The 17,800-nt window shown below is 69.5% G+C and carries 19 protein-coding genes; 12 read left to right on the top strand and 7 right to left on the bottom strand.

The features are described from left to right. Positions 1–2: 2 nt before the first annotated feature. Positions 3–773 carry a CDP-alcohol phosphatidyltransferase family protein gene (locus HII28_RS17215; RefSeq protein WP_170027072.1) on the bottom strand — a complete coding sequence of 257 codons (771 nt, stop codon included), beginning with the start codon at positions 771–773 and terminating at the stop codon, positions 3–5. A gap of 36 nt (positions 774–809) precedes the next feature. Between HII28_RS17215 and HII28_RS17210 the strand changes: the two genes are divergently transcribed. The 7 genes from HII28_RS17210 (at position 810) to HII28_RS17180 (ending at position 7,524) form a co-directional block, all read left to right on the top strand. Beyond that, a complete protein-coding gene (locus HII28_RS17210; protein ID WP_170027071.1) occupies positions 810–1,850 on the top strand; it encodes a zinc-binding alcohol dehydrogenase in 1,041 nt (346 codons plus the stop codon). Continuing rightward, complete coding sequence (locus HII28_RS17205) at positions 1,847–2,242, top strand: 6-carboxytetrahydropterin synthase (protein WP_170027070.1); 396 nt, start codon at positions 1,847–1,849, stop codon at positions 2,240–2,242. Before HII28_RS17210 ends, HII28_RS17205 begins: the two co-directional genes overlap by 4 nt. Positions 2,243–2,320: 78 nt before the next feature. Continuing rightward, positions 2,321–3,391, top strand: a complete 1,071-nt coding sequence (locus HII28_RS17200; protein ID WP_170027069.1) for a glycosyltransferase family 4 protein — start codon at positions 2,321–2,323, stop codon at positions 3,389–3,391. After that, the gene (locus HII28_RS17195; RefSeq protein WP_170027068.1) at positions 3,388–4,218 is read left to right on the top strand and encodes an SAM-dependent methyltransferase; all 831 of its coding nucleotides are present in this window, start codon (positions 3,388–3,390) and stop codon (positions 4,216–4,218) included. The genes HII28_RS17200 and HII28_RS17195 overlap by 4 nt, the downstream gene beginning before the upstream one ends. Beyond that, positions 4,206–5,189, top strand: a complete 984-nt coding sequence (locus HII28_RS17190; RefSeq protein WP_170027067.1) for a lysylphosphatidylglycerol synthase transmembrane domain-containing protein — start codon at positions 4,206–4,208, stop codon at positions 5,187–5,189. Before HII28_RS17195 ends, HII28_RS17190 begins: the two co-directional genes overlap by 13 nt. After that, a complete protein-coding gene (locus tag HII28_RS17185; protein ID WP_170027066.1) occupies positions 5,186–5,875 on the top strand; it encodes a dihydrofolate reductase family protein in 690 nt (229 codons plus the stop codon). The genes HII28_RS17190 and HII28_RS17185 overlap by 4 nt, the downstream gene beginning before the upstream one ends. Then, a complete protein-coding gene (locus tag HII28_RS17180) occupies positions 5,872–7,524 on the top strand; it encodes a sulfatase (RefSeq protein ID WP_170027065.1) in 1,653 nt (550 codons plus the stop codon). Before HII28_RS17185 ends, HII28_RS17180 begins: the two co-directional genes overlap by 4 nt. Positions 7,525–7,552: 28 nt before the next feature. On the opposite strand, the gene dinB is transcribed toward HII28_RS17180, so the two are convergent. Together dinB and HII28_RS17170 are read right to left on the bottom strand one after the other, a co-directional pair. After that, positions 7,553–8,749 (bottom strand): DNA polymerase IV, encoded by a 1,197-nt coding sequence (dinB, locus tag HII28_RS17175; protein ID WP_170027064.1) that lies wholly within the window; start codon positions 8,747–8,749, stop codon positions 7,553–7,555. 124 nt (positions 8,750–8,873) lie between these two features. Continuing rightward, positions 8,874–9,446 carry an AAA family ATPase gene (locus tag HII28_RS17170; protein ID WP_170027063.1) on the bottom strand — a complete coding sequence of 191 codons (573 nt, stop codon included), beginning with the start codon at positions 9,444–9,446 and terminating at the stop codon, positions 8,874–8,876. Positions 9,447–9,700: 254 nt separating this feature from the next. On the opposite strand from HII28_RS17170, the gene HII28_RS17165 reads away from it, so the two are divergent. The 3 genes from HII28_RS17165 (at position 9,701) to HII28_RS17155 (ending at position 11,944) form a co-directional block, all read left to right on the top strand. Next, complete coding sequence (locus HII28_RS17165; RefSeq protein WP_170027062.1) at positions 9,701–10,453, top strand: alpha/beta fold hydrolase; 753 nt, start codon at positions 9,701–9,703, stop codon at positions 10,451–10,453. Positions 10,454–10,529: 76 nt separating this feature from the next. Next, positions 10,530–11,051, top strand: a complete 522-nt coding sequence (locus tag HII28_RS17160) for a DinB family protein (RefSeq protein WP_170027061.1) — start codon at positions 10,530–10,532, stop codon at positions 11,049–11,051. Between the two features lie 293 nt (positions 11,052–11,344). Continuing rightward, entirely contained in the window at positions 11,345–11,944 is a 600-nt protein-coding gene (locus HII28_RS17155) for a GIY-YIG nuclease family protein (protein ID WP_170027060.1), read from the top strand. A 13-nt stretch (positions 11,945–11,957) separates the two neighbouring features. On the opposite strand, the gene HII28_RS17150 is transcribed toward HII28_RS17155, so the two are convergent. From HII28_RS17150 to HII28_RS17140, 3 genes are read right to left on the bottom strand one after another with little or no spacing between them, the layout of a single operon-like run. Further along, complete coding sequence (locus HII28_RS17150; RefSeq protein WP_170027059.1) at positions 11,958–12,887, bottom strand: zinc-ribbon domain-containing protein; 930 nt, start codon at positions 12,885–12,887, stop codon at positions 11,958–11,960. 32 nt (positions 12,888–12,919) lie between these two features. Then, positions 12,920–14,227, bottom strand: coding sequence for a hypothetical protein (locus tag HII28_RS17145; RefSeq protein WP_170027058.1), 1,308 nt, complete (start codon positions 14,225–14,227; stop codon positions 12,920–12,922). Positions 14,228–14,266: 39 nt separating this feature from the next. Continuing rightward, positions 14,267–15,157, bottom strand: a complete 891-nt coding sequence (locus HII28_RS17140) for an alpha/beta hydrolase (protein WP_170027057.1) — start codon at positions 15,155–15,157, stop codon at positions 14,267–14,269. Positions 15,158–15,281: 124 nt separating this feature from the next. Between HII28_RS17140 and HII28_RS17135 the strand changes: the two genes are divergently transcribed. Both HII28_RS17135 and HII28_RS17130 read left to right on the top strand, forming a co-directional pair. Then, complete coding sequence (locus tag HII28_RS17135) at positions 15,282–15,725, top strand: MarR family transcriptional regulator (protein ID WP_170027056.1); 444 nt, start codon at positions 15,282–15,284, stop codon at positions 15,723–15,725. Positions 15,726–15,780: 55 nt separating this feature from the next. Further along, entirely contained in the window at positions 15,781–16,257 is a 477-nt protein-coding gene (locus HII28_RS17130) for a hypothetical protein (RefSeq protein ID WP_170027055.1), read from the top strand. A gap of 78 nt (positions 16,258–16,335) precedes the next feature. On the opposite strand, the gene HII28_RS17125 is transcribed toward HII28_RS17130, so the two are convergent. Then, positions 16,336–17,772, bottom strand: coding sequence for a serine hydrolase domain-containing protein (locus HII28_RS17125; RefSeq protein WP_170027054.1), 1,437 nt, complete (start codon positions 17,770–17,772; stop codon positions 16,336–16,338). Positions 17,773–17,800: the final 28 nt, after the last annotated feature.

The raw sequence follows: 17,800 nt of genomic DNA, 5'->3' as shown, positions 1-17,800 counted from the left end.
GCTTACTCGCTTTCTGTCTCGCCCCCTGTGCGGAGGCCCTTTCCCGTGACACGAGGCAACGCCCGCCGCGGTTCATCGACACTGCGCGCTGACACGTTCGCGCGGATCAGCCACACGACATCCCTGCCGAACGACTCGATGAGCAGCAGGAGTGCTGCTGCGGCGATGATGCCGTCGAAGAGCGGCGGCAGGATGCGCGCGGCGACGATCGTGAGTGCAATCCCGCAGAAGGCCGTCACCACCTTGCGCCAGTAGCGCGGCGGGAGGGTCGCGCGCATCCACGGCAGCAGCCATCCGACCGCGACGAAGGCGTAGCGCATCAGGCCGATCGCGAGCACCAACCATCCGACGTATCGGGCGTCGTAGACGCACAGCACCAGCAGCAGGAACGCGTCGACCTCCATGTCGAATCGGGCTCCGAGCTCGCTCGTGGTGCCTGTGCGACGCGCGACGAAGCCGTCGACGGCGTCGAGCGCGAGCGCGACGGCGACGATCGTGACGAACAGCGCCGTCGGAAGCGGCATCGTGAACGACGCGACGACCATGGCGGTCGCGACTCCGACCAGCATGGACCGCGTGGCCGTCACGACGTTCGCCGGCCCGAAGCGGGTCGCGCTCCGGCGCCCGAGCCCGAGCGAGACCAGCAGCGACGACACGATCAGGTAGGCCACGCCGAGAGCCCACCCCGTGAGCGACAGCGGCATGAGGAGTCCCACGACGAAGAGCGCGGCGAAACCGCCGAGCGCCCACCCCCACGGCGTGACCTGAACCATTCCCCTGCGACCTTTCGTGTGTTCATCATGGTCGTGATGAGGAACACGCTGCCCGAGGGCTCCGCGGTTCATCCGCAAGAGGCGGATCACGCGATCGCGCTCTGGACCACCGGCCCTGGCATGGCCGAGTTGCGTCATGAGCCGCAACGGCAGGCCGGAGCGGGTGAGGCGTCCGTCCGCACCATGTGGACCGGCGTGAGCCGGGGCACGGAGATGATCGTCGCGCGCGGCGACGTGCCGCAGACGGAGCAGGAGCGGATGCGCGCCCCCTTCCAGGAAGGCGACTTCCCGTTCCCCGTCAAGTACGGCTACCTCAACGTCGGAGTCGTCGAGGACGGCCCGCCCCAGTGGCGCGGACGCACGGTGTTCTCGCTGCATCCGCATCAGTCGCGATTCGTGGCGTCCATCGATGCGCTCGTTCCCGTGCCCGACGCGGTACCTGCCAGGCGGGCCGTGCTCGCCGGTGCCGTCGAGACCGCGGTCAACGTGATCTGGGACGCCCGGCCGCTGATCGGCGACCGCGTCGTCGTGGTCGGAGCCGGCATGATCGGATGCTCCGTGGCGGCGCTGCTGCGTGGCATCCCCGGACTTGCGGTCACACTCGTCGACATCGATGCGGCCAAAGCAGAGATCGCCCAGGCGCTCGGTGCGCGGTTCGCCGCACCGCACGACGCTCCGCCGGATGTGGATGTGGATGCGGATGCGGATGTCGTGATCGAGGCGAGCGGCTCCGCTGCCGGTCTGGGACTCGCGCTCCGCCTCGCGCCGACGGACGGCGAAGTGGTCGTCGCGAGCTGGTACGGCAGCGGCGAAGTCCCACTCGAGCTGGGCGCCGACTTCCACTCGCGTCGGCTGACGATCCGGTCCAGCCAGGTGGGCGCCGTCGCGCCGAGCAGGAGGGGTCGCAGGACGACGCGCGAGCGCCTCGCCCTGGCACTGCGACTTCTGGAGGATCCGGCGTTCGACGCGCTCCTCGGCGGCGCCTCCGGATGGCGCGAGCTGCCGTCGGTGATCGCATCCTTGGCCGCCGGCACCGCCGACGAGATGTGCCACACCATCGATTGGAGTGCGGAATGAGCTTCAGCGTCACGGTGCGCGATCACCTGATGATCGCGCACAGCCTGAAGGGCGAGGTGTTCGGGCCCGCGCAGAATCTGCACGGCGCGACGTTCGTCGTGGACGCGACGTTCCGCGCATCCGATCTGAATGCAGACGGCATCGTGGTGGACATCGGCCGCGCCACCGCCGAACTGCGCGAGATCGTGGCCGCGTACTCGTACCGCAACCTGGACGAGGATCCGGACCTGCTCGGCGTGAACACCACCACGGAGCGCCTCTGCCAGGTCATCGGCGATCGACTCGCATCTCGGGCTCGGGACGGTGCGCTCGGGTCTGCACGGCTCAGCGGGATCGTCGTCACCCTGCACGAATCGCATGTCGCATGGGCGTCGTACGAGGTGGCGCTGTGATGGAAGAGATGCGCTGATGGGCGGGACACGCACGGACGTGACGCGAATCACCGCGACGGCGACGACCGGAGCCTTCTGATGCCCGGGCGGATCGTGTGGTTCCTCGTGCCGGACGGGATCGACGATCCGACGCGGGTCAGCGGCGGCAATGTGTACGACAGGGAGATCCGAACGGGGCTGCGCGAGCGGGGCTGGAGCGTGAACGTGGTCCGGGTCGCGGATCCGGGGGCTGCCGAACCGCACGCGGAGGGATCCTCGGCGCCGACTGCCGTGGACACCGTGCCTGACGGAGGTCTCGCGCTCGTGGACGGACTGGTGGGGGACTGGGCGGCGGCCGAACTCGAGGCTGCGAGCACGCGCATCCGCGTCGTCGTCCTCGCGCACATGGTCGCGGCGGCGTTCCCGGATGCATCGGACGCGACAGCAGACGCCGAGCGCCGGTCACTGGCCGGCGCTCGACGGGTGGTGACGACGAGCCGGTGGACGGCCGACCAACTCGTGGAACGCGGACTCGCGGATCGCCAGTGCATCACGGTCGCGGTCCCCGGCGCGCACCGCAGTCCACCCGCCACCGCCGCGGAGCCCGGTGGCGAACTCCTCTGCGTGGGCGTCATCGCGCCGCACAAGGGTCAGGACCTCCTGCTCGACGCGCTCGCCCGCGTGTCGGAGCCCGGCTGGACCTGCACGCTGATCGGTTCGATGACCGTGTTTCCGGAGTTCGCATCCCGCATCGCCGAGAGCGCTGCCGAGTTCGGCGGACGCGTGTGGATGCCCGGCACGCTCGCACCTGGCGAGCTCGATGCGGTCTACCGTCGAACGGCGCTGCTCGTCGCGCCGTCCCGACTCGAGAGCTCGGGGATGGCGCTCGCCGAGGCGCAGGCGCACGGGATCCCCGTGATGGCCGCCGCGGTCGGCGGTATTCCGGACACGCTCGGCATGGGCCGGACCCGTGCGATCGGCAACAGAGGGGGCGGGGCGATGCTCGTGCTCCCCGACGACGCAGCGGCGCTGGCGGATGCCCTGGACGCATGGCTCTCGGATCCGGGACTCCGTGACCGACTCCGCACGGAAGCCAGGCATGCCCGCACTCTGCTGCCGGGATGGCAGGACACGGCTCGCATGGTCGAGGAAGCGCTGGTGTCGGCATGACCTCGATCTCGGTCGTCTCGCCGCAGTGGCTGGCACTCCGTGCCGCAGCGGACGATGCAGCACGTTCACCGGAGCTCGCGGGAGAGTTGGCACGGCTGCTCGCTGCCGGATCGACGATCGACGATGGCCTCACGATCCACGATCTCGGCTCCGGATCCGGGGCGATGACCAGGTGGCTCGCGCCGCGACTGCCGGGTCCGCAGCGGTGGGTGCTGCACGACGGCGACGCAGGCATCCTCTCCCACGTCGAGCTCCGGTCGGTCGCCGACGATGCCGGCCGACCGGTCGAGGCCGAGCTCAGCGTCGAGGAGCTCGCCCAGCTGACGCCGTGGGAACTCGAGGGCGCGTCAGCGGTGACGGCATCCGCCGTGCTCGATGTCGTCACCTGGTCCGAAGGCGAGCGGATCGTGGCGGCGTGCGTCACGGCGGGAGCCCCTGCGCTGTTCAGCCTCACCGTGACGGGTGAGGTGCGGCTGTACCCGGCTGATCCGGTGGACACCGTCATCCGCGACGCGTTCAACGCCCATCAGCGGCGCGTGTCCGGTGGCCTGCGGCTCCTGGGGCCCGACGCGGTTCCCGCGATGGCCGAGCTCTTCGCCGCGTCCGGGTGGCGCATCCGAAGGGCACCAACCCCGTGGCGCCTCGGCCCGGACGACCCGCTGCTGATCCATCAGTGGCTGGACGGATGGGTGGACGCCGCGATCGACCAGCGTCCGGCCCTGACCGGGGTCGCGGAAGACTACCGCCGTCGACGCCGCGCGGCGGTCGCCGCGGGATCCCTCAGGGTGATCGTCTCGCACGAGGATGTGCTCGCATGGCCGGCCTGATGCACAGGATGGGCAGAGCGCGGGTGGCGCTCACCGTTCTCGCGGCCGTCCTGATCATCGGGGCCACGGTGCTCGCGGTCGGTGTCGGGCCGTTCCTGAACGGGATCGCCTCGGTCTCGCCCACGACGATCGCGATCGCCTTCGGACTCACTGCCGTCGCCACCGCTGCCGCAGCATGGCGGTGGCGGGTCGTCGCCTCGCGCCTCGGCATGCCACTGTCCTGGCGAGACGCCTTCGCGTCGTACTACCGCGCCATCTTCCTGAACACCGTGCTCCCGGGTGGAGTCGTCGGAGACGTGCACCGCGCCTACGCGCAAGGACGCCGCGAGCAGCGCATCGCCGTCGCCGCGCGATCCGTCGTCGCCGAACGCGTGGCAGGGCAGATCGTGCAGACCAGCGTGACGCTTGCCGTGCTCGTCCCGCTCGGGCTCTCCTCCGCACTGGGACCACTGTCGTGGGTGGGCGCTGCCCTGGCGGCGCTCGTCGCCATCACCATCGGTGCGGTGGCCGCGACACGACGCGGCCGCGCGGCGCTCGCGCGGGAAGCGCGGATGCTCCGCCCCCTCATCACGCGTCCGGTCACCCTCGTCGCCATCGTGGCATCCTCCGTTGTGGTCGTCGCCGCGCACGCGACGACCTTCATCGTGGCCGGACTCGCCGCGGGCGTTGACGCCGAGCCTGCTGGTCTCGGTGCGGTCGCGCTCGTGGTGCTGTGCGCATCCGCGATCCCCATCAACGTGGGCGGATGGGGTCCCAGGGAGGCGGCCAGCGCATCGGCGTTCGCCCTGATCGGGCTGGGCGCGGGCGCAGGGGTGGTGGTGTCGGCGGCGTTCGGTGTGCTGACGATGCTGGCAGTGGTGCCGGGTGCTGTGGTGCTGCTAGGGGATGGCATCCGTGCGCAGCGACGCGCCGCCCACGGCGACGGCGACGGCGACGGAACACGAGTGCTGGAGCAGGGAGGCAGAGCATGACAGGGCGTCCATACGTCACGCTGAGCTGCGCGATGTCCATCGACGGGTATCTGGACGGCACGGGACCGCGCCGGCTCAGGATGTCGAACGCCGCCGACCTGGACCGCGTCGACGAGGTGCGGGCGGCGAGCGACGCGATCATGGTCGGAGCGTCGACGGTGCGACGCGACGATCCGCGCCTCCTCGTCCGCGATGATGCGCGGCGCGAGCGCAGGGTCGCCGAAGGGCTCGCGTGCTCTCCGGCGAAGGTGACGGTCACCTCGAGCGGGGAGCTGTCGGCGGAGGCCGCGTTCTTCACGGCTGGGGACTCGCAGCGGATCGTGTACTGCACCGGCTCGGCGGAGCGTCGCCTGAGCGAGCAGCTCGGCGATCGGGCGACGGTCGTCGGGCTCGGTGCACACGTGACCATGGAAGCGCTGCTGGACGATCTCGGGAGTTGTCGCGATGTGCGGCGCCTCATGGTCGAGGGCGGCGGCACCGTGCTGACGCAGTTCCTCGCAGCTGACCTCGTCGACGAGCTGCAGCTGGTGATAGCGCCCTTCTTCGTGGGAGAGGCACGGGCGCCGCGCGCGGTCGGCTCCGGGCGATTCCCGTTCACGCCGTCGCGTCGAGCACGCCTGGCGGAGACCAGGCAGATCGGGGACCTCGTGCTGCTGCGGTACGCGCTGTCGGAGCGGATGTCATGACCGCCCCCGCACCGACGGCATCCGCACGGACCGCGCGCTCGGCCCGGCACTGGTGGAGCCCGATCGCGCTGGGCATCGCGATCGCACTGCTCATCGTTGCGCCCCTCGTGCCGGGGATCCTCTCGACCGGATCCGCGCTCGCGCTCGTCCGCGTGCCGGTGGAGTCGCTCGTGATCCTGCTGGTGCTGATGGTGGTGCCGTGGCGGTGGGTGCGGATCGTGCTCGCCGCCGTCTTCGGCACTGTCGTCGTGGTCGCGATCGCGCTCGCGGGCATCGACTACGGATACGAGCAGGTGCTCGACATCCACTTCGATCCGGCCGACTGGCAGCAGCTCGACGACGCCCTCGGCGTCGTCTCCGACTCGATCGGGACCACCGCGACGACGGCCCTCGTCGTGCTGGCGATCGTGCTCGCCGTGGCTCTGGTCGTCGCGCTCACCTGGGCGGCGCTGCGGGTGAGTGCCGGTATCCGGCGGCACCTGAAAGTGGGCACCGCCGTGATCAGCGCCGTGACCGCGGCCTGGATCGTCGCCGCACTCGTGGGATCCCAGCTCGTCGCGGGTCAGCCGACGGCGGCCGCGGCATCCGTCGACGCGATCGGCACGGCCGTGTCTCAGGTGTCCACCACGTTGTCGGCTCAGGCGGGACTGCCTCGACAGATCGCGGATGATTCGTTCGCAGGGGAACCCGCATCCGATCTGCTCACCGCTTTGCGCGGCAAGGACGTCGTGTTCGCCTTCGTCGAGAGCTATGGTCAGGTCGCCGTTCAGGGCACGGACTTCTCACCAGGGGTGGATGCGGTGCTGCGGAACGGCAATGCGCAACTGAAAGCGGAGGGCTACACCGCGCAGAGTGCGTGGCTCACCTCGCCCACGTTCGGCGGGCTCAGCTGGCTCGCCCACTCCACGCTGCAGACCGGTCTGTGGGTGGACGAGCAGCCGATCTACAGCAAGGTGGTCCGCAGCGACCGCTTCACGCTGAGTGACGCGTTCCGCAAGGCAGGCTGGCGCACCGTGAGCGATGTGCCGTCCGACGCGCAGCCGTGGTCGTTCGGCAGGTCGTTCTACCACTACGACTCGCTCTTGAACGCGCAGAACGTCGGTTATGAGGGTCCGCACTTCGGATATGCCAGGATCCCCGACCAGTACACGTGGAAGTACTTCGCCGATCACGAGCTGACCGGACCTCACAAGCCGGTCATGGCGGAGATCGACCTCGTCTCCTCGCACACGCCGTGGGCGCCTCTGCCGCAGATCGTGCCGTGGTCGCAGATCGGCGACGGGTCGATCTACGCTCCTCAGCCCGCGCAGAGCGAATCCTCCGGAACGGTGTGGCAGAACCCGAAGACCGTGCAGCAGTTCTACGGCAAGTCGGTGCAGTACACGCTGCAGTCGATGTACTCGTTCCTGAAGAACGTCGACGATCCCAACCTGGTGGTCATCGAGCTCGGTGACCACCAACCGGCGACGATCGTCAGCGGCAAGGGCGCGAACCACGAGGTGCCGATCAGCATCATCGCGAAGGATCCCGCGGTGTTCCGCTCGATCGCCGCGTGGCACTGGTCGTCCGGGATCCAGCCGACCAGCGCGTCGCCGCTGTGGCGCATGGATGCCTTCCGCGACCGCTTCCTGACCGCATACGGTCGGTGACGGGTGGTGTCGGTGCGCCGCGATCCGCTCACTCGTGCTCCGGCAGCAACGGCGCCGACAGGCCAGGGTCTCGCCCGAGCTGCGCGGCACGGGAGACGGATGTCGCGCCGAACCGCTCCCGAACGGCATCGAGCACCGAGTCGAGGCGTGCTCCGTCGCCCCAGTCGATCGGCAGCTCCGGCTGGATGCTGTCCGCGAGACCGAGCTGCGACAACGAGATGCCGATCAACGTGATGCCGCGTTCCGCGATCTCGGGCAGAGCGGCGGCGAGCAGTCCCTGCGCAACGGTGAGCAGCATGCCTGTGCGGTCGGTCGGGGAGCGGAAGGTGCGCGACCTGGTCGCCTTCGCGTAGTCGCCGAAGCGCAGGCGCAGCACGATCGTTCGGCACACCCGGTCCTTGTCGCGGAGCCGGCGGGCGAGTCGGTCGACGATCTGGGTGAGGATGAGGTCGAGCTCCGCAGGCTGACGGGGACGGGATCCCAGGGCGCGCTGCGAGCCGATGGATCCGCGTCGTCGTGTGGTGTCCACCGGTCGCGGATCCCGCAGCCTTGCCAGCGCGTGGAGGTGCGCGCCTGCCGCCTTGCCCAGGAGCCGCTCGGCGCTGGATTCCTCCAGCTCGGCGAGCTGCCCGACGGTGCGGATGCCGAGCCGGTGCAGCTTCTCGGCCGTGACGGCCCCGACTCCCCAGAGCCGTTCGACCGGGAGCGGGAGCAGGAACTCCCGCTCGCGATCCGGCTCGACCACGAGCAGCCCGTCGGGTTTGCTGACCGCGCTGGCGACCTTGGCGAGGAACTTCGTGCGGGCGACGCCGACCGAGATGGCCAGGCCCACCTCGGCGCGGACCCGCTCCCTTAGCCGCGCGGCGATCTCCTCCGGTGTGCCGGCGATGCGCCGCAGGCCGCCGACCTCCAGAAACGCTTCGTCGATGGACAGACCTTCGACGAGCGGCGTGGTGTCGCGGAAGATCGCGAACACGTCTTTGCTGGCCGCCGAGTAGACCTCCATGCGCGGCGGGACGACCACGGCATCAGGACACAGCTCGCGCGCCTGTCGCCCGCCCATCGCGGTGCGCACGCCACGGGCCTTCGCCTCGTAGCTCGCGGCCAGCACGACTCCGCCGCCGACGATGACCGGGCGACCGCGCAACTGGGGCGCATCCCGCTGCTCCACCGAGGCGTAGAACGCGTCGAGGTCGGCGTGCAGCACGGTCGCTTCGCCACGCATCCGCACTCCGATCAATCGAACGTATCTACGAATGATCGCACGTACCGCGGACACGTCGCTGTGAAGCATCGGCAGGAGCCTCGGCTCCTGCCGGCCGCCGGGCTGTGAACTACTGGGCGGTGGTCTACCGGGTGCTGTACATCACTGCACTGTGCTCCTTCGGTGCATAGGCGTGCTCGAAGTCGCGTTCGTTGGGCACCCAGACCTGGCGCCAGGGCTCGTCGTGGGATCGGACGAGTCGTCTGTCCCTGGCCATTCCGCGCTCGGCGGCGGTCTCGAGGTCGACGTCGCACCAGACGGTGAGGTCGAGCGCGGGGAGGGATTCGGGGTGGAACAAGCCGATCAAGTCCACAACCAGGAGATCGGTGGCCGGCACCGGCTCTGGAGCGGAGAGCTCCCCGCGCGCCCAGTCGAAGCGGCGGAACGTGCTCTGGATTCCCGTGCGGAGCGGAGCGAGCACCTCGTCCACCAGGCGCGTGCGTTCCACACCATCCCAATCGGTCGAGCGTCGGTGGGAGCGGACCGGATCGAGAAAGTCGTCGCCGCGCATCCGCACGGCTCCGGGCAGCGCAGCCACCACGGACCTGGCGAGAGTGGACTTGCCGGAACCGCAGTATCCGGAGATCCCGACGACGACGGGTCTTACGCTCGCCCGACGCAGCGCGTCGATGTGCTCGATGAGGGCGCCCTCGTCCATGGTTCGAGCATACGGGGCGTATCCGGCTGGCGACCGGCCCGGGGCACGGGCCGAGGCACAGCTCTGAGGCGCGGCTCTGAGCCGTCGGACCGACCGGGTTCGCAGCGCGGAGTGGACGGTTGTGACCGTTAACGCCGGGTCGATCCCGGCCTCACGAGAGCGACTGTCTCTGCGGCGCGGCTGTTGCGTCGACGCACGGCGGCGCTCGAGGATTCCCCTTGTCTCGGCTCCAGCCGTTCTGCTGGAATCCACTGGTGCGCTTCACATCCGAGACGGTGACCGACGGCATCCGCGAGCAGCTCTTCACTCTGGGGGAGATCCCCGGTGTGCTCTGGACGCCTGCGGATGCGACGACCCCGCGCCCGCTCGTGCTCATCGGGCACGGCGGCGGATCGAGCAAAAAGGGATGGGAGGTCACGTCTCGCGCCTTTCCCTTTGTGACGACCTGCGGATTCGCCGTCGCCGCCATCGACGCGCCGGGCACCGGGGATCGCCCCTTCCACCCCGAGGTCATGCGGCTGGTCGCGGTGATCGACGGGCTGAAGGACGCCGGGCAATCGTTCGAGGCCGAGAAGCTCGCGATGTACGAAACGGTCGTGGCAGAGCTCATCCCCGACTGGCAGAAGACGCTGGACGCACTCCAGCAAACGGAGTTCGTCGACCGGAGCCGGCCGATCGGGTACTACGGCTTGTCTCAGGGCGGTGAGCTGGGCATCCGTCTCGTCGCCGACGAACCGCGGATCGGTGCCGCCGTGCTCGGCCTGGTGGGCAGCGAGTGGCTCCTCGAGCCTGCATCGCGCATCACCGTCCCTGTCGAGTACCTCCTGCAGTGGAACGACGACGGCAACCCGCGAGACGACGTGATGCGTCTGTTCGGTGCGCTCGGATCGGCCGAGAAGACGCTGCACGCCAACCCGGGCAGCCACTTCGGAATCCCGATGTTCGAGATCGACAGCGCCGTCCGGTTCTTCGCGCGCCATCTCGGTGAGGCGACGGTGGTCTGCTGATCTGGGCTGTCTGTGCGGCCAATCCGAGCCGTTTGTGCGGTCAATCCGACCGCGAGCCAGTGGCAGGATTCGGAGCGTGAGTGAATCGGACGCCGCTCTGGCCTATCCCGACCTCGACGCGGGCGAGCGAACCACGCTCGCCCAGTTCCTGGATCTCTACCGCGAACGAGCACTGCGCCGCTTCGGCACGCTGACCGATGAACAGGCGCGAACCCGGAGTCTGCCAGCGACGAACCTGACGCCCGGGGGAATCGTCAAGCATCTCGCCCACATGGAGGACCACTGGTTCACCGCACGGGTCGGATCGCGAGAGCTTCCCGAGCCGTGGGCATCGGCGCCGTTCGACGACCGGCCGGACTGGGACTTCGAGTCGGCCGATGACGACTCGGTCGAGGGGATCATCGCGCTCTACCGGGAAGCCTGCGAGCGCAGCCGCTCAGTGTTCGCCGACCTCCCGGATCTCGAGTCGCGGGCGACGCAACCGTCCTTCGGCAGAGGGACTGTCACGCTCCGATGGGTCATGGTGCACATGATCGAGGAAACGGCGTGCCATGTCGGCCACCTGGAGCTGCTGACCGATCCGTATCGGCGTCGATGATGCCGCCGGCGTCCCTGAGTCGCGTCGTGCCGTCCGTGCCCGTTGTCCGTGACGTCCCTGCCTGGCGTCGGTGGCGTTCCTGGCGGCCCGGACGTCCGTGACGTCGGTGGCGTCGGTACCCGTATCCCGCCCGGTCCGTCGCCGATCACCTGCCGTTTTCAGGACATGCGCCGGGATGTCCCAGTAGTGCGGCTATCTCGCAGCATGTCCTGAAAACGGCAAGGCTGGGCGGGGGCGACGGCCACGTCGGCGGTCGCTGCGATGCTGGACGGAACCGGGAGGAACGAGACCAGATGACAGGCGGCGGCACGGCTGAAGCGCGGAGCGAGGGCGCGCTCGGCGGCGCGACATCCAGCTGCGTCATCCCGGGCTGCGCCGACGCCGCCGCGGCCGGCGCACCCGTCCCGCTCTGCCTCCACCACCTGGCGCTCGGCGCCGACTGGGTGGCCCGGGAGTACGGCGTGCACGACATGCTGCCGACGCCGTGCCCGGCGTGCGGGGCGCGAGTGGGCATCCGGTATCCGTCCGGATGGGTCTGCTCGGTGTGCGAGTGGGTGTACGGCACGAGCCCCGACGGCGACCTGCCGCTGCCCCGCGTGGACGTGGTGTACTACATCCGCTTCGACGACCGCATGAAGATCGGCACATCGAGCAACCTCCGGCAGCGGCTGTCGCAGCTCTGGCACCACGAGCTCGTCGCTCTCGAGCGAGGCGGACGTTCCCGCGAGCATGCGCGTCACGAGCAGTTCGCGCCGTGGCGGCTGGGCACGAGCGAATGGTTCCAGCTGGCTCCGGAGCTCGCCGAGCACGCGGATGCCCTGCGCGCCGGCGTCGACGATCCGTGGGAGCTCTACGCGCGGTGGGTGAGCGAGGCGATCGCTCTGCGGGGGTGACCGCCGGCCCGCATCACAGCAGGTACGCGTCGACGAACAGCGGACCGCGGATGTCGCGCAGCTCGTCGATGATCCGCTCGAACGTCTTCTTCGTGACGCCCGAGGCGAGAATGTCGTGCGGACCGAGCGCGGGGAGGCGGCCGGTGCGGATCCGCACCACTTCCCATCCGGATGCGCGGACCGCGCGGTCCTTGCGCTCGTCCGTGTGCTGACGTTTGCCGACGTGCTCCAAGCCGTGGCGCCCCGTGCTGTCGTACTCGATCGCCACGCGCAGCTCCGGCAGCAGGATGTCGGGCCACACCTCGAGGTGATCGAAGAAAGGGCGTGCGATGCGGATGGCGTTGCATCCGCTCGTCAGCGTCAGTCGCGCCTCGAGGCCCGCACGAAGCTCGGCCTCGACGGCGGACGCCGGCTTGGGTGCGCATTCGCTGAGGAAGGGGGTGCCGGCTGGCAGCTCCGGCGTCTTGTCGCACAGGCGTCGCGGCGGGCGAGGCCTTCGGGTGGGCGGGCGCGCAGCCACGCCGGTCGGAACAGGTGCCGCACGGCTCGGGACGATGGACCGCTGGCCCGACGGGTTGCCCGGCGGCTGCGGCAGGATGCCCTGGTCGAGCTCGACGCTGACCCGCGGGTTCGGGCGACCCAACGCCAGCCTCGTGCACTCCGGACACCACGCCGAGCGCCGCCGACGCTGCCCAGGACGGTCGCGTTGCTCGGACGGCGTCGCCACGAAGACATGGCCGGCGTCGCACTGCCACTGCAGCAGCACCTCTGCGGCGGGCGGGATCTGCGACAGCGTGAAACCGCGATTCAAGTCGGGATGATATTGCCTGATGAGAGCTGGGAACGACGCCCAGGCTTCGCGGTACGTGCCGACCGGATACGGCACGTCGGTGCCGCGCGAGAACTGCCGTCTCGCCCACCACTGATCCACCGGTTCCGCCACACCGGCACCCTAAGCGGGACGGATGACAACGCTCAACCCTTCACGCTCCGCACCCAGAGGCGTGACGCGTCGCTGTTGGACGTCGCCATAACGACGCGGTCGTGGAGCACGGTGACGACGGCGGTTTCCGCCTTCGTCGGCATCGGCATCGGGGTCCAGCCGGAGCAGTCGGAGCTCAGAGTGAAGAGCCGCGCGACGTGATCGAAGTCGGCCACGGTCCAGATTCGATCCGTTGCGGCGTTGGCCGCGTCGGCGCCGCTCGTGGTGGGGGCGTCGGCAACGGATGCCTGCTCGGCGACGACTCCCGTCACGTCGACGAGCCCGCGGCCGGGGCCGTCGGAGGTCTCGGTGACCCTGCCTGCGGCATCCGTCCGCCAGCAGATCAGGTGCTGTTCGGAGGCGAACGTGCTGCCGATCATCGTGCACGCGCGTGATCCGCACGCTACCCGGCTCGCCACCGCGCTCTCGGCATTCGGAAGGGCGACGCGCTGCCACGCGAGCCCGTCATTCGAGAACCAGGCCAGCGCCGTGCTCGGCGGGCCCGACTGACCATAGCGAGCGGATGCCCCCACCAGCACGAATCCCGTCGGTCCCGCCGCCGCACCCACTGCGCTCGTCTGCTCGCCGTTGCTCGAGGAGAGGCCGGCCAGGTCCGTGTGCCGTGTCCAGGTCGTCCCAGAGCCGGACAGCCACACGGCCGCGCCGTAACGTCCGGGGCCGTCCAGCGTGGTCCGACTGTCCCAGGATCCGGCCAGCAGCATGGTGCCGCCGTATGCGGCCTCGGCGTCGGTCGCGATGGCATCCTCGCCGCCGAACATCGTGAACGGTTGCTCGTGTTCGGTCAGCATGCCCGATGTGTGTGGAGCGCCGGGACTCCCCGTCCATGTCGTCGGCCGTGGGTTGCTGTGTGCTCCGCCGAACGCCTGCCCCCAGGCGACGATCCGCCCAGGAGTATGCCGGTCGGTCGTGTCGACCGCTCCCATCGTGAACTCGGCGAGGCGGCCGTATCCGGTGACCGGATGCACGGTGAGGGCGGTCCAGCGCGCGAAGTCCGTCGTCGACCAGGCCGCTGGTGCGCGGGTCGAGCCGTGCCACACGGATCCGAGGGCGAGCGTCCGGTTGCCGACGATCAGGAAGACGAGGACTCGCGCACCGGCCGTCGGCACGGGGATTTCGGTCCACCCCTGCGAAACGACTTCGCTCGTCGACCGGGTCGGGCTCGGCCCTGGTTCGGACGCCGTGCAGCCGACGAGGGCCACGAGAGCGACGGCAGCAGCGGTCCCCGCTCGCAGCATCCGCCCTGGATGCCGCGAGCGTGCCCCGCGCGAGGCCTTGCCCATAGACCCATCTTCGTCGGCCGCGGCGCGCGCCGCCGCTCATCAGCGTGCGGCGCCTGCCTTCGTCCTCGCGAACGCCTCGAGCAGCACCTCCGCCAGCAGTTCGGGGGCTTCTTGCGCGACATAGTGGCCGACCCCGTCGAGTCTCACGGATGTCACGCCATGCGCCGCCACGCCGCTGAACGCGCGATACGTGAAGTCACCGCCCCGGGATCCGATCGCGGTGACGGGCATCCGCAGCGGATGCGCAGCTGCCAGCGCCCGGAACTCGTCGCCCTCCGTGATCATGCTGCGATACAGGCCTGCGGCGCCCGAGAATCCGTTCGGTCGTCCGTAGCCACGGGCGTACTCTGCGACATCCGCCGGGCCGACGGAGGCGGACGAGACCTTGTACAGCGGATAGAGATAGTCGCCGATGAACGCACTTGCCTCCTTCTCGAACAGCAGGCCGGCGACTCCGGGCGCAGCGAGTGCGCCGATGTACCAGGCTCCGCCGTGCGTGACATCCGCAAGGCGTTCCGCTCCGAACCCGGCGATGCCCGATTCGATCGCGGTGAGGCTGGCGACGTCATCGGGATGCCTGGCGGCGAGCCGGTAGACGGTGCCCCCGCTGACGTCCTGTCCCACCACGTGCATCGGTCCGACCGCCAGGTGCTGGATGAGCGCGTGGAGATCGTCGGCGGCGACCGAGCTGGAGTGGTCGTCGCCGGCGGTGTCCGAGTCGCCGAATCCGCGGAGGTCGACCGCGTGGACGCGGTGCCGTGCGGCGAGCAACGGGATGAGTCTGCGGAATGCCCACCAGGATTCGGGGAAGCCGTGCACGAGGAGCACAGGGGATCCGTGATCGCCTGCCGTGACGTAGTGCAATCGGGTCCCGTTCACCGTCGCTGTGTCGTGACGGATGCGGTCGACGGCCGCTTGGTCGCTGTTCATGGACGCCTCCAGGGATCCGGTCAAGACAACCAGGTTGTCACACTGTCCACATTAAGACAACCTGGTTGTCTCGTCGCGCCGCCTCGGCCGCATCCCCCCTCGATGGGCGTCTTACGATCGAGGCATGTCCCGTGAAGGCGCCGATCTGGCCGTGCTGCTCCTGAGCGGATTCCGGTACCTGGCCGACGAGGCCGGAGAACGGCTGACGGCCAAGGGATATCCGGATGTGCGCCCCGCCCACGACTTCGCCCTGCGTGCAGTGGAGGCGGGCGCTGGCACGGTCTCCGAGGTCGGGAGGCGCACCTCGGTGTCGAAGCAGGCTGCGGCGAAGACCGTCGCATTCCTCGAGGACGGCGGATACGTTCTGCGCCGGCGCATCCCTGGCGAGGGGCGCAGCATGAGCCTGACCGTCACCGATCGCGGGCGTTCCCTGATGCGCGACGGCGAGGCGGTGTTCGATGACCTTCGCGCCGAGTGGGAGTCGCTCGTCGGCGCGGGCAGGGTCGCCGATGTGGAGGAGAGCCTGCGGCGCCTGCTCGCCGGACATCCGCAGACTTCCGCGGACTGACGCGACTCGCCGCGCGACGCCTCCGGTCTTCGGCAACCCGACTTACCGTGAGGCCATGGACGACGACATCGAACCCACTCCGGAGCAGCTGCTGGCTGCACTGGATGCCGGCGAGCTGGTCGAGTCCGTCACCGGACTCGCCGAGACCCAGCGCAGCGACCTCCTGGAGCGCGTGGCGCTCCTGGTCGGTGCGAACCGGTCGATCAGCCTCGACGAGTTCCGCAGCGAGCTCGCCGATATCCTCGATTCCGGGCCCACGTTCCATGCTGTGCTGCACGGCGGCGCCTTCGACGGCCAGGTCATGGAGCTCGACCCGGGGGACTTCGAACGCGACCTGGTCTGCGCTGCCGTGCAGCAGGCATCCGCTGCAGCGATGTCGGGGAAGCACCGTGCACGCTCCGACCCGATGTTCAACTCGCTCTATCGCGCGCGGTCCGGGGAGCCCGGGCCGGGAGCCACCGTGCACTACGAGTTCGGCGGGCTCGTCGACATCGCCGACCTCGAGCAGGACGACGAGGACGACGAGCGGTAGTTCGCCGCGCGGGCGCGTGCGCAGTGACACGACGTGTACCACGGCCACGAGGACCACGCCGGCATCGACGTCACCGCGCTATGCGACGTCCGGCCGTGTGACCAGCGGCGAGCGCACGTGCAGAAGCAGATCCGAACTGGTCAGCGGGATCGTGGTCCAGATCGCCGACGCCGTCCGTGTGGCCGCGTCGACCGTGAGTCGCACGTGGTGCGGACTGGTGATCACGTAGAGATCCGCCACGAATCGGTCGCCTCGCCAGGCGCCATTCGCGCAGATCGGACGGCCCAGCGCGGAACTCTCCCACCAGCGGCGATACCCGACGTCGATCGTGAGAACCGACCCGAATCGGATTCTCCAGCCGCCGTCGACGGGATCCAGCGACACAGGGATGTCGTCCGGCAGCGCTGAGCCCTCGAGAGATGAGTCGAGGGTGGCGACCATCGAACGCTCCGGATCCGCCGTTCCAGGCACCAGCGGCAGAGACAGCCCGGCGAGCCTCTCGCGGGCCCCCTCGTCGTCATCCGCCGTATCGCCGTACCCGACTCCGGGCAGCAGGCAGTCCCAGACCGCATCCAGCACGTTCTGGGCCTGCTCGACCGTCTGCTGGGCGGAGGTCACGACGACCACGAGGTCGTGCGATGGCACGACGATGCAGTGCTGGCCGAACGCGCCGTTGCCGTGGAAGCCGTGGCGCGACATCCAGAACTGGTATCCGTAGCCGCTGAGGTAATCGGCCCCTTCCGCGCCCTCTGCGTAGTGCCTGCTGTCGATCTGGCGCGTCGTTGCGAGTTCCACATACTCGCGCGGAACCAGTTGCCGACCGTGCCAGAGGCCACCGCGCAGCAGCAACTCACCGAATGCCGCGATCGCCTCGGTCGTCAGGTGCAGTCCGTGGAAACCGAATGCCGCGCCGCTTGCCACGCGATCCCACTCGGCATGATCGATGCCCATCGGACGGAACAGCCGCTCGTCGAGCAATTCCGGCAGTCCCTGGCCGGTCGCCCGCTCCACCATCCTGGCGAGGATGAAGGTGGTCGAGTTGTCGTAGTAGTGCTGCGTTCCCTCGATCTCCGTCAGCGGTAGCCGGAGGAAGCCCTTCACGAGGTCGCCCGGCTCCTGGGTCCATGCATCCTCGAGGCTGTCGCCGACGTGACCTGTCGTCATGGACAGCAGATGGTGAACGGTCAGGCGTCGTCCCTGTTCCGACACGTCGCTCGGAACGTGGTCGGGCAGTACATCGACGATCCTGCTGTCGAGTTGCAGCGCACCGTCGGAGATGGCCAGACCGACGGCGATGGATGTGAACGACTTCGTCAGCGAATAGAGAAGGTGCGGACGGTCCGCCGAGTACGGTGCCCACCATCCTTCAGCGACGACGCGGCCGTGACGCACGACCATGATCGAGTGGCACTCGATCGAGCGCTCACCGAGCCGGTCGAGAAGCGCCTCCAGCCCGAGAGACGACACTCCCTCCGCTGCCGGAACGGATCGAGGAAGCAGCTCGTTCTGAGGCATCCGAACACCATATCGATCCGCCCGCGCG

It is taken from the genome of Planctomonas sp. JC2975 (assembly GCF_012985205.1).
Classification (GTDB): Bacteria; Actinomycetota; Actinomycetes; order Actinomycetales; family Microbacteriaceae; genus Humibacter.
Note: the sequence above shows the minus strand (reverse complement) of the source record. Positions and strands in the feature narration are given on the sequence as shown.

What these genes read in the sequence shown, in the direction of transcription:
- HII28_RS17215 (WP_170027072.1), bottom strand. Translation starts at nt 773, where the DNA reads ATGGTTCAGGTCACGCCGTGGGGGTGGGCGCTCGGCGGTTTCGCCGCG.
- HII28_RS17210 (WP_170027071.1), top strand. Translation starts at nt 810, where the DNA reads ATGAGGAACACGCTGCCCGAGGGCTCCGCGGTTCATCCGCAAGAGGCG.
- HII28_RS17205 (WP_170027070.1), top strand. Translation starts at nt 1,847, where the DNA reads ATGAGCTTCAGCGTCACGGTGCGCGATCACCTGATGATCGCGCACAGC.
- HII28_RS17200 (WP_170027069.1), top strand. Translation starts at nt 2,321, where the DNA reads ATGCCCGGGCGGATCGTGTGGTTCCTCGTGCCGGACGGGATCGACGAT.
- HII28_RS17195 (WP_170027068.1), top strand. Translation starts at nt 3,388, where the DNA reads ATGACCTCGATCTCGGTCGTCTCGCCGCAGTGGCTGGCACTCCGTGCC.
- HII28_RS17190 (WP_170027067.1), top strand. Translation starts at nt 4,206, where the DNA reads ATGGCCGGCCTGATGCACAGGATGGGCAGAGCGCGGGTGGCGCTCACC.
- HII28_RS17185 (WP_170027066.1), top strand. Translation starts at nt 5,186, where the DNA reads ATGACAGGGCGTCCATACGTCACGCTGAGCTGCGCGATGTCCATCGAC.
- HII28_RS17180 (WP_170027065.1), top strand. Translation starts at nt 5,872, where the DNA reads ATGACCGCCCCCGCACCGACGGCATCCGCACGGACCGCGCGCTCGGCC.
- dinB (WP_170027064.1), bottom strand. Translation starts at nt 8,749, where the DNA reads ATGCGTGGCGAAGCGACCGTGCTGCACGCCGACCTCGACGCGTTCTAC.
- HII28_RS17170 (WP_170027063.1), bottom strand. Translation starts at nt 9,446, where the DNA reads ATGGACGAGGGCGCCCTCATCGAGCACATCGACGCGCTGCGTCGGGCG.
- HII28_RS17155 (WP_170027060.1), top strand. Translation starts at nt 11,345, where the DNA reads ATGACAGGCGGCGGCACGGCTGAAGCGCGGAGCGAGGGCGCGCTCGGC.
- HII28_RS17145 (WP_170027058.1), bottom strand. Translation starts at nt 14,227, where the DNA reads ATGGGCAAGGCCTCGCGCGGGGCACGCTCGCGGCATCCAGGGCGGATG.
- HII28_RS17140 (WP_170027057.1), bottom strand. Translation starts at nt 15,157, where the DNA reads ATGAACAGCGACCAAGCGGCCGTCGACCGCATCCGTCACGACACAGCG.
- HII28_RS17135 (WP_170027056.1), top strand. Translation starts at nt 15,282, where the DNA reads ATGTCCCGTGAAGGCGCCGATCTGGCCGTGCTGCTCCTGAGCGGATTC.
- HII28_RS17130 (WP_170027055.1), top strand. Translation starts at nt 15,781, where the DNA reads ATGGACGACGACATCGAACCCACTCCGGAGCAGCTGCTGGCTGCACTG.
- HII28_RS17125 (WP_170027054.1), bottom strand. Translation starts at nt 17,772, where the DNA reads ATGCCTCAGAACGAGCTGCTTCCTCGATCCGTTCCGGCAGCGGAGGGA.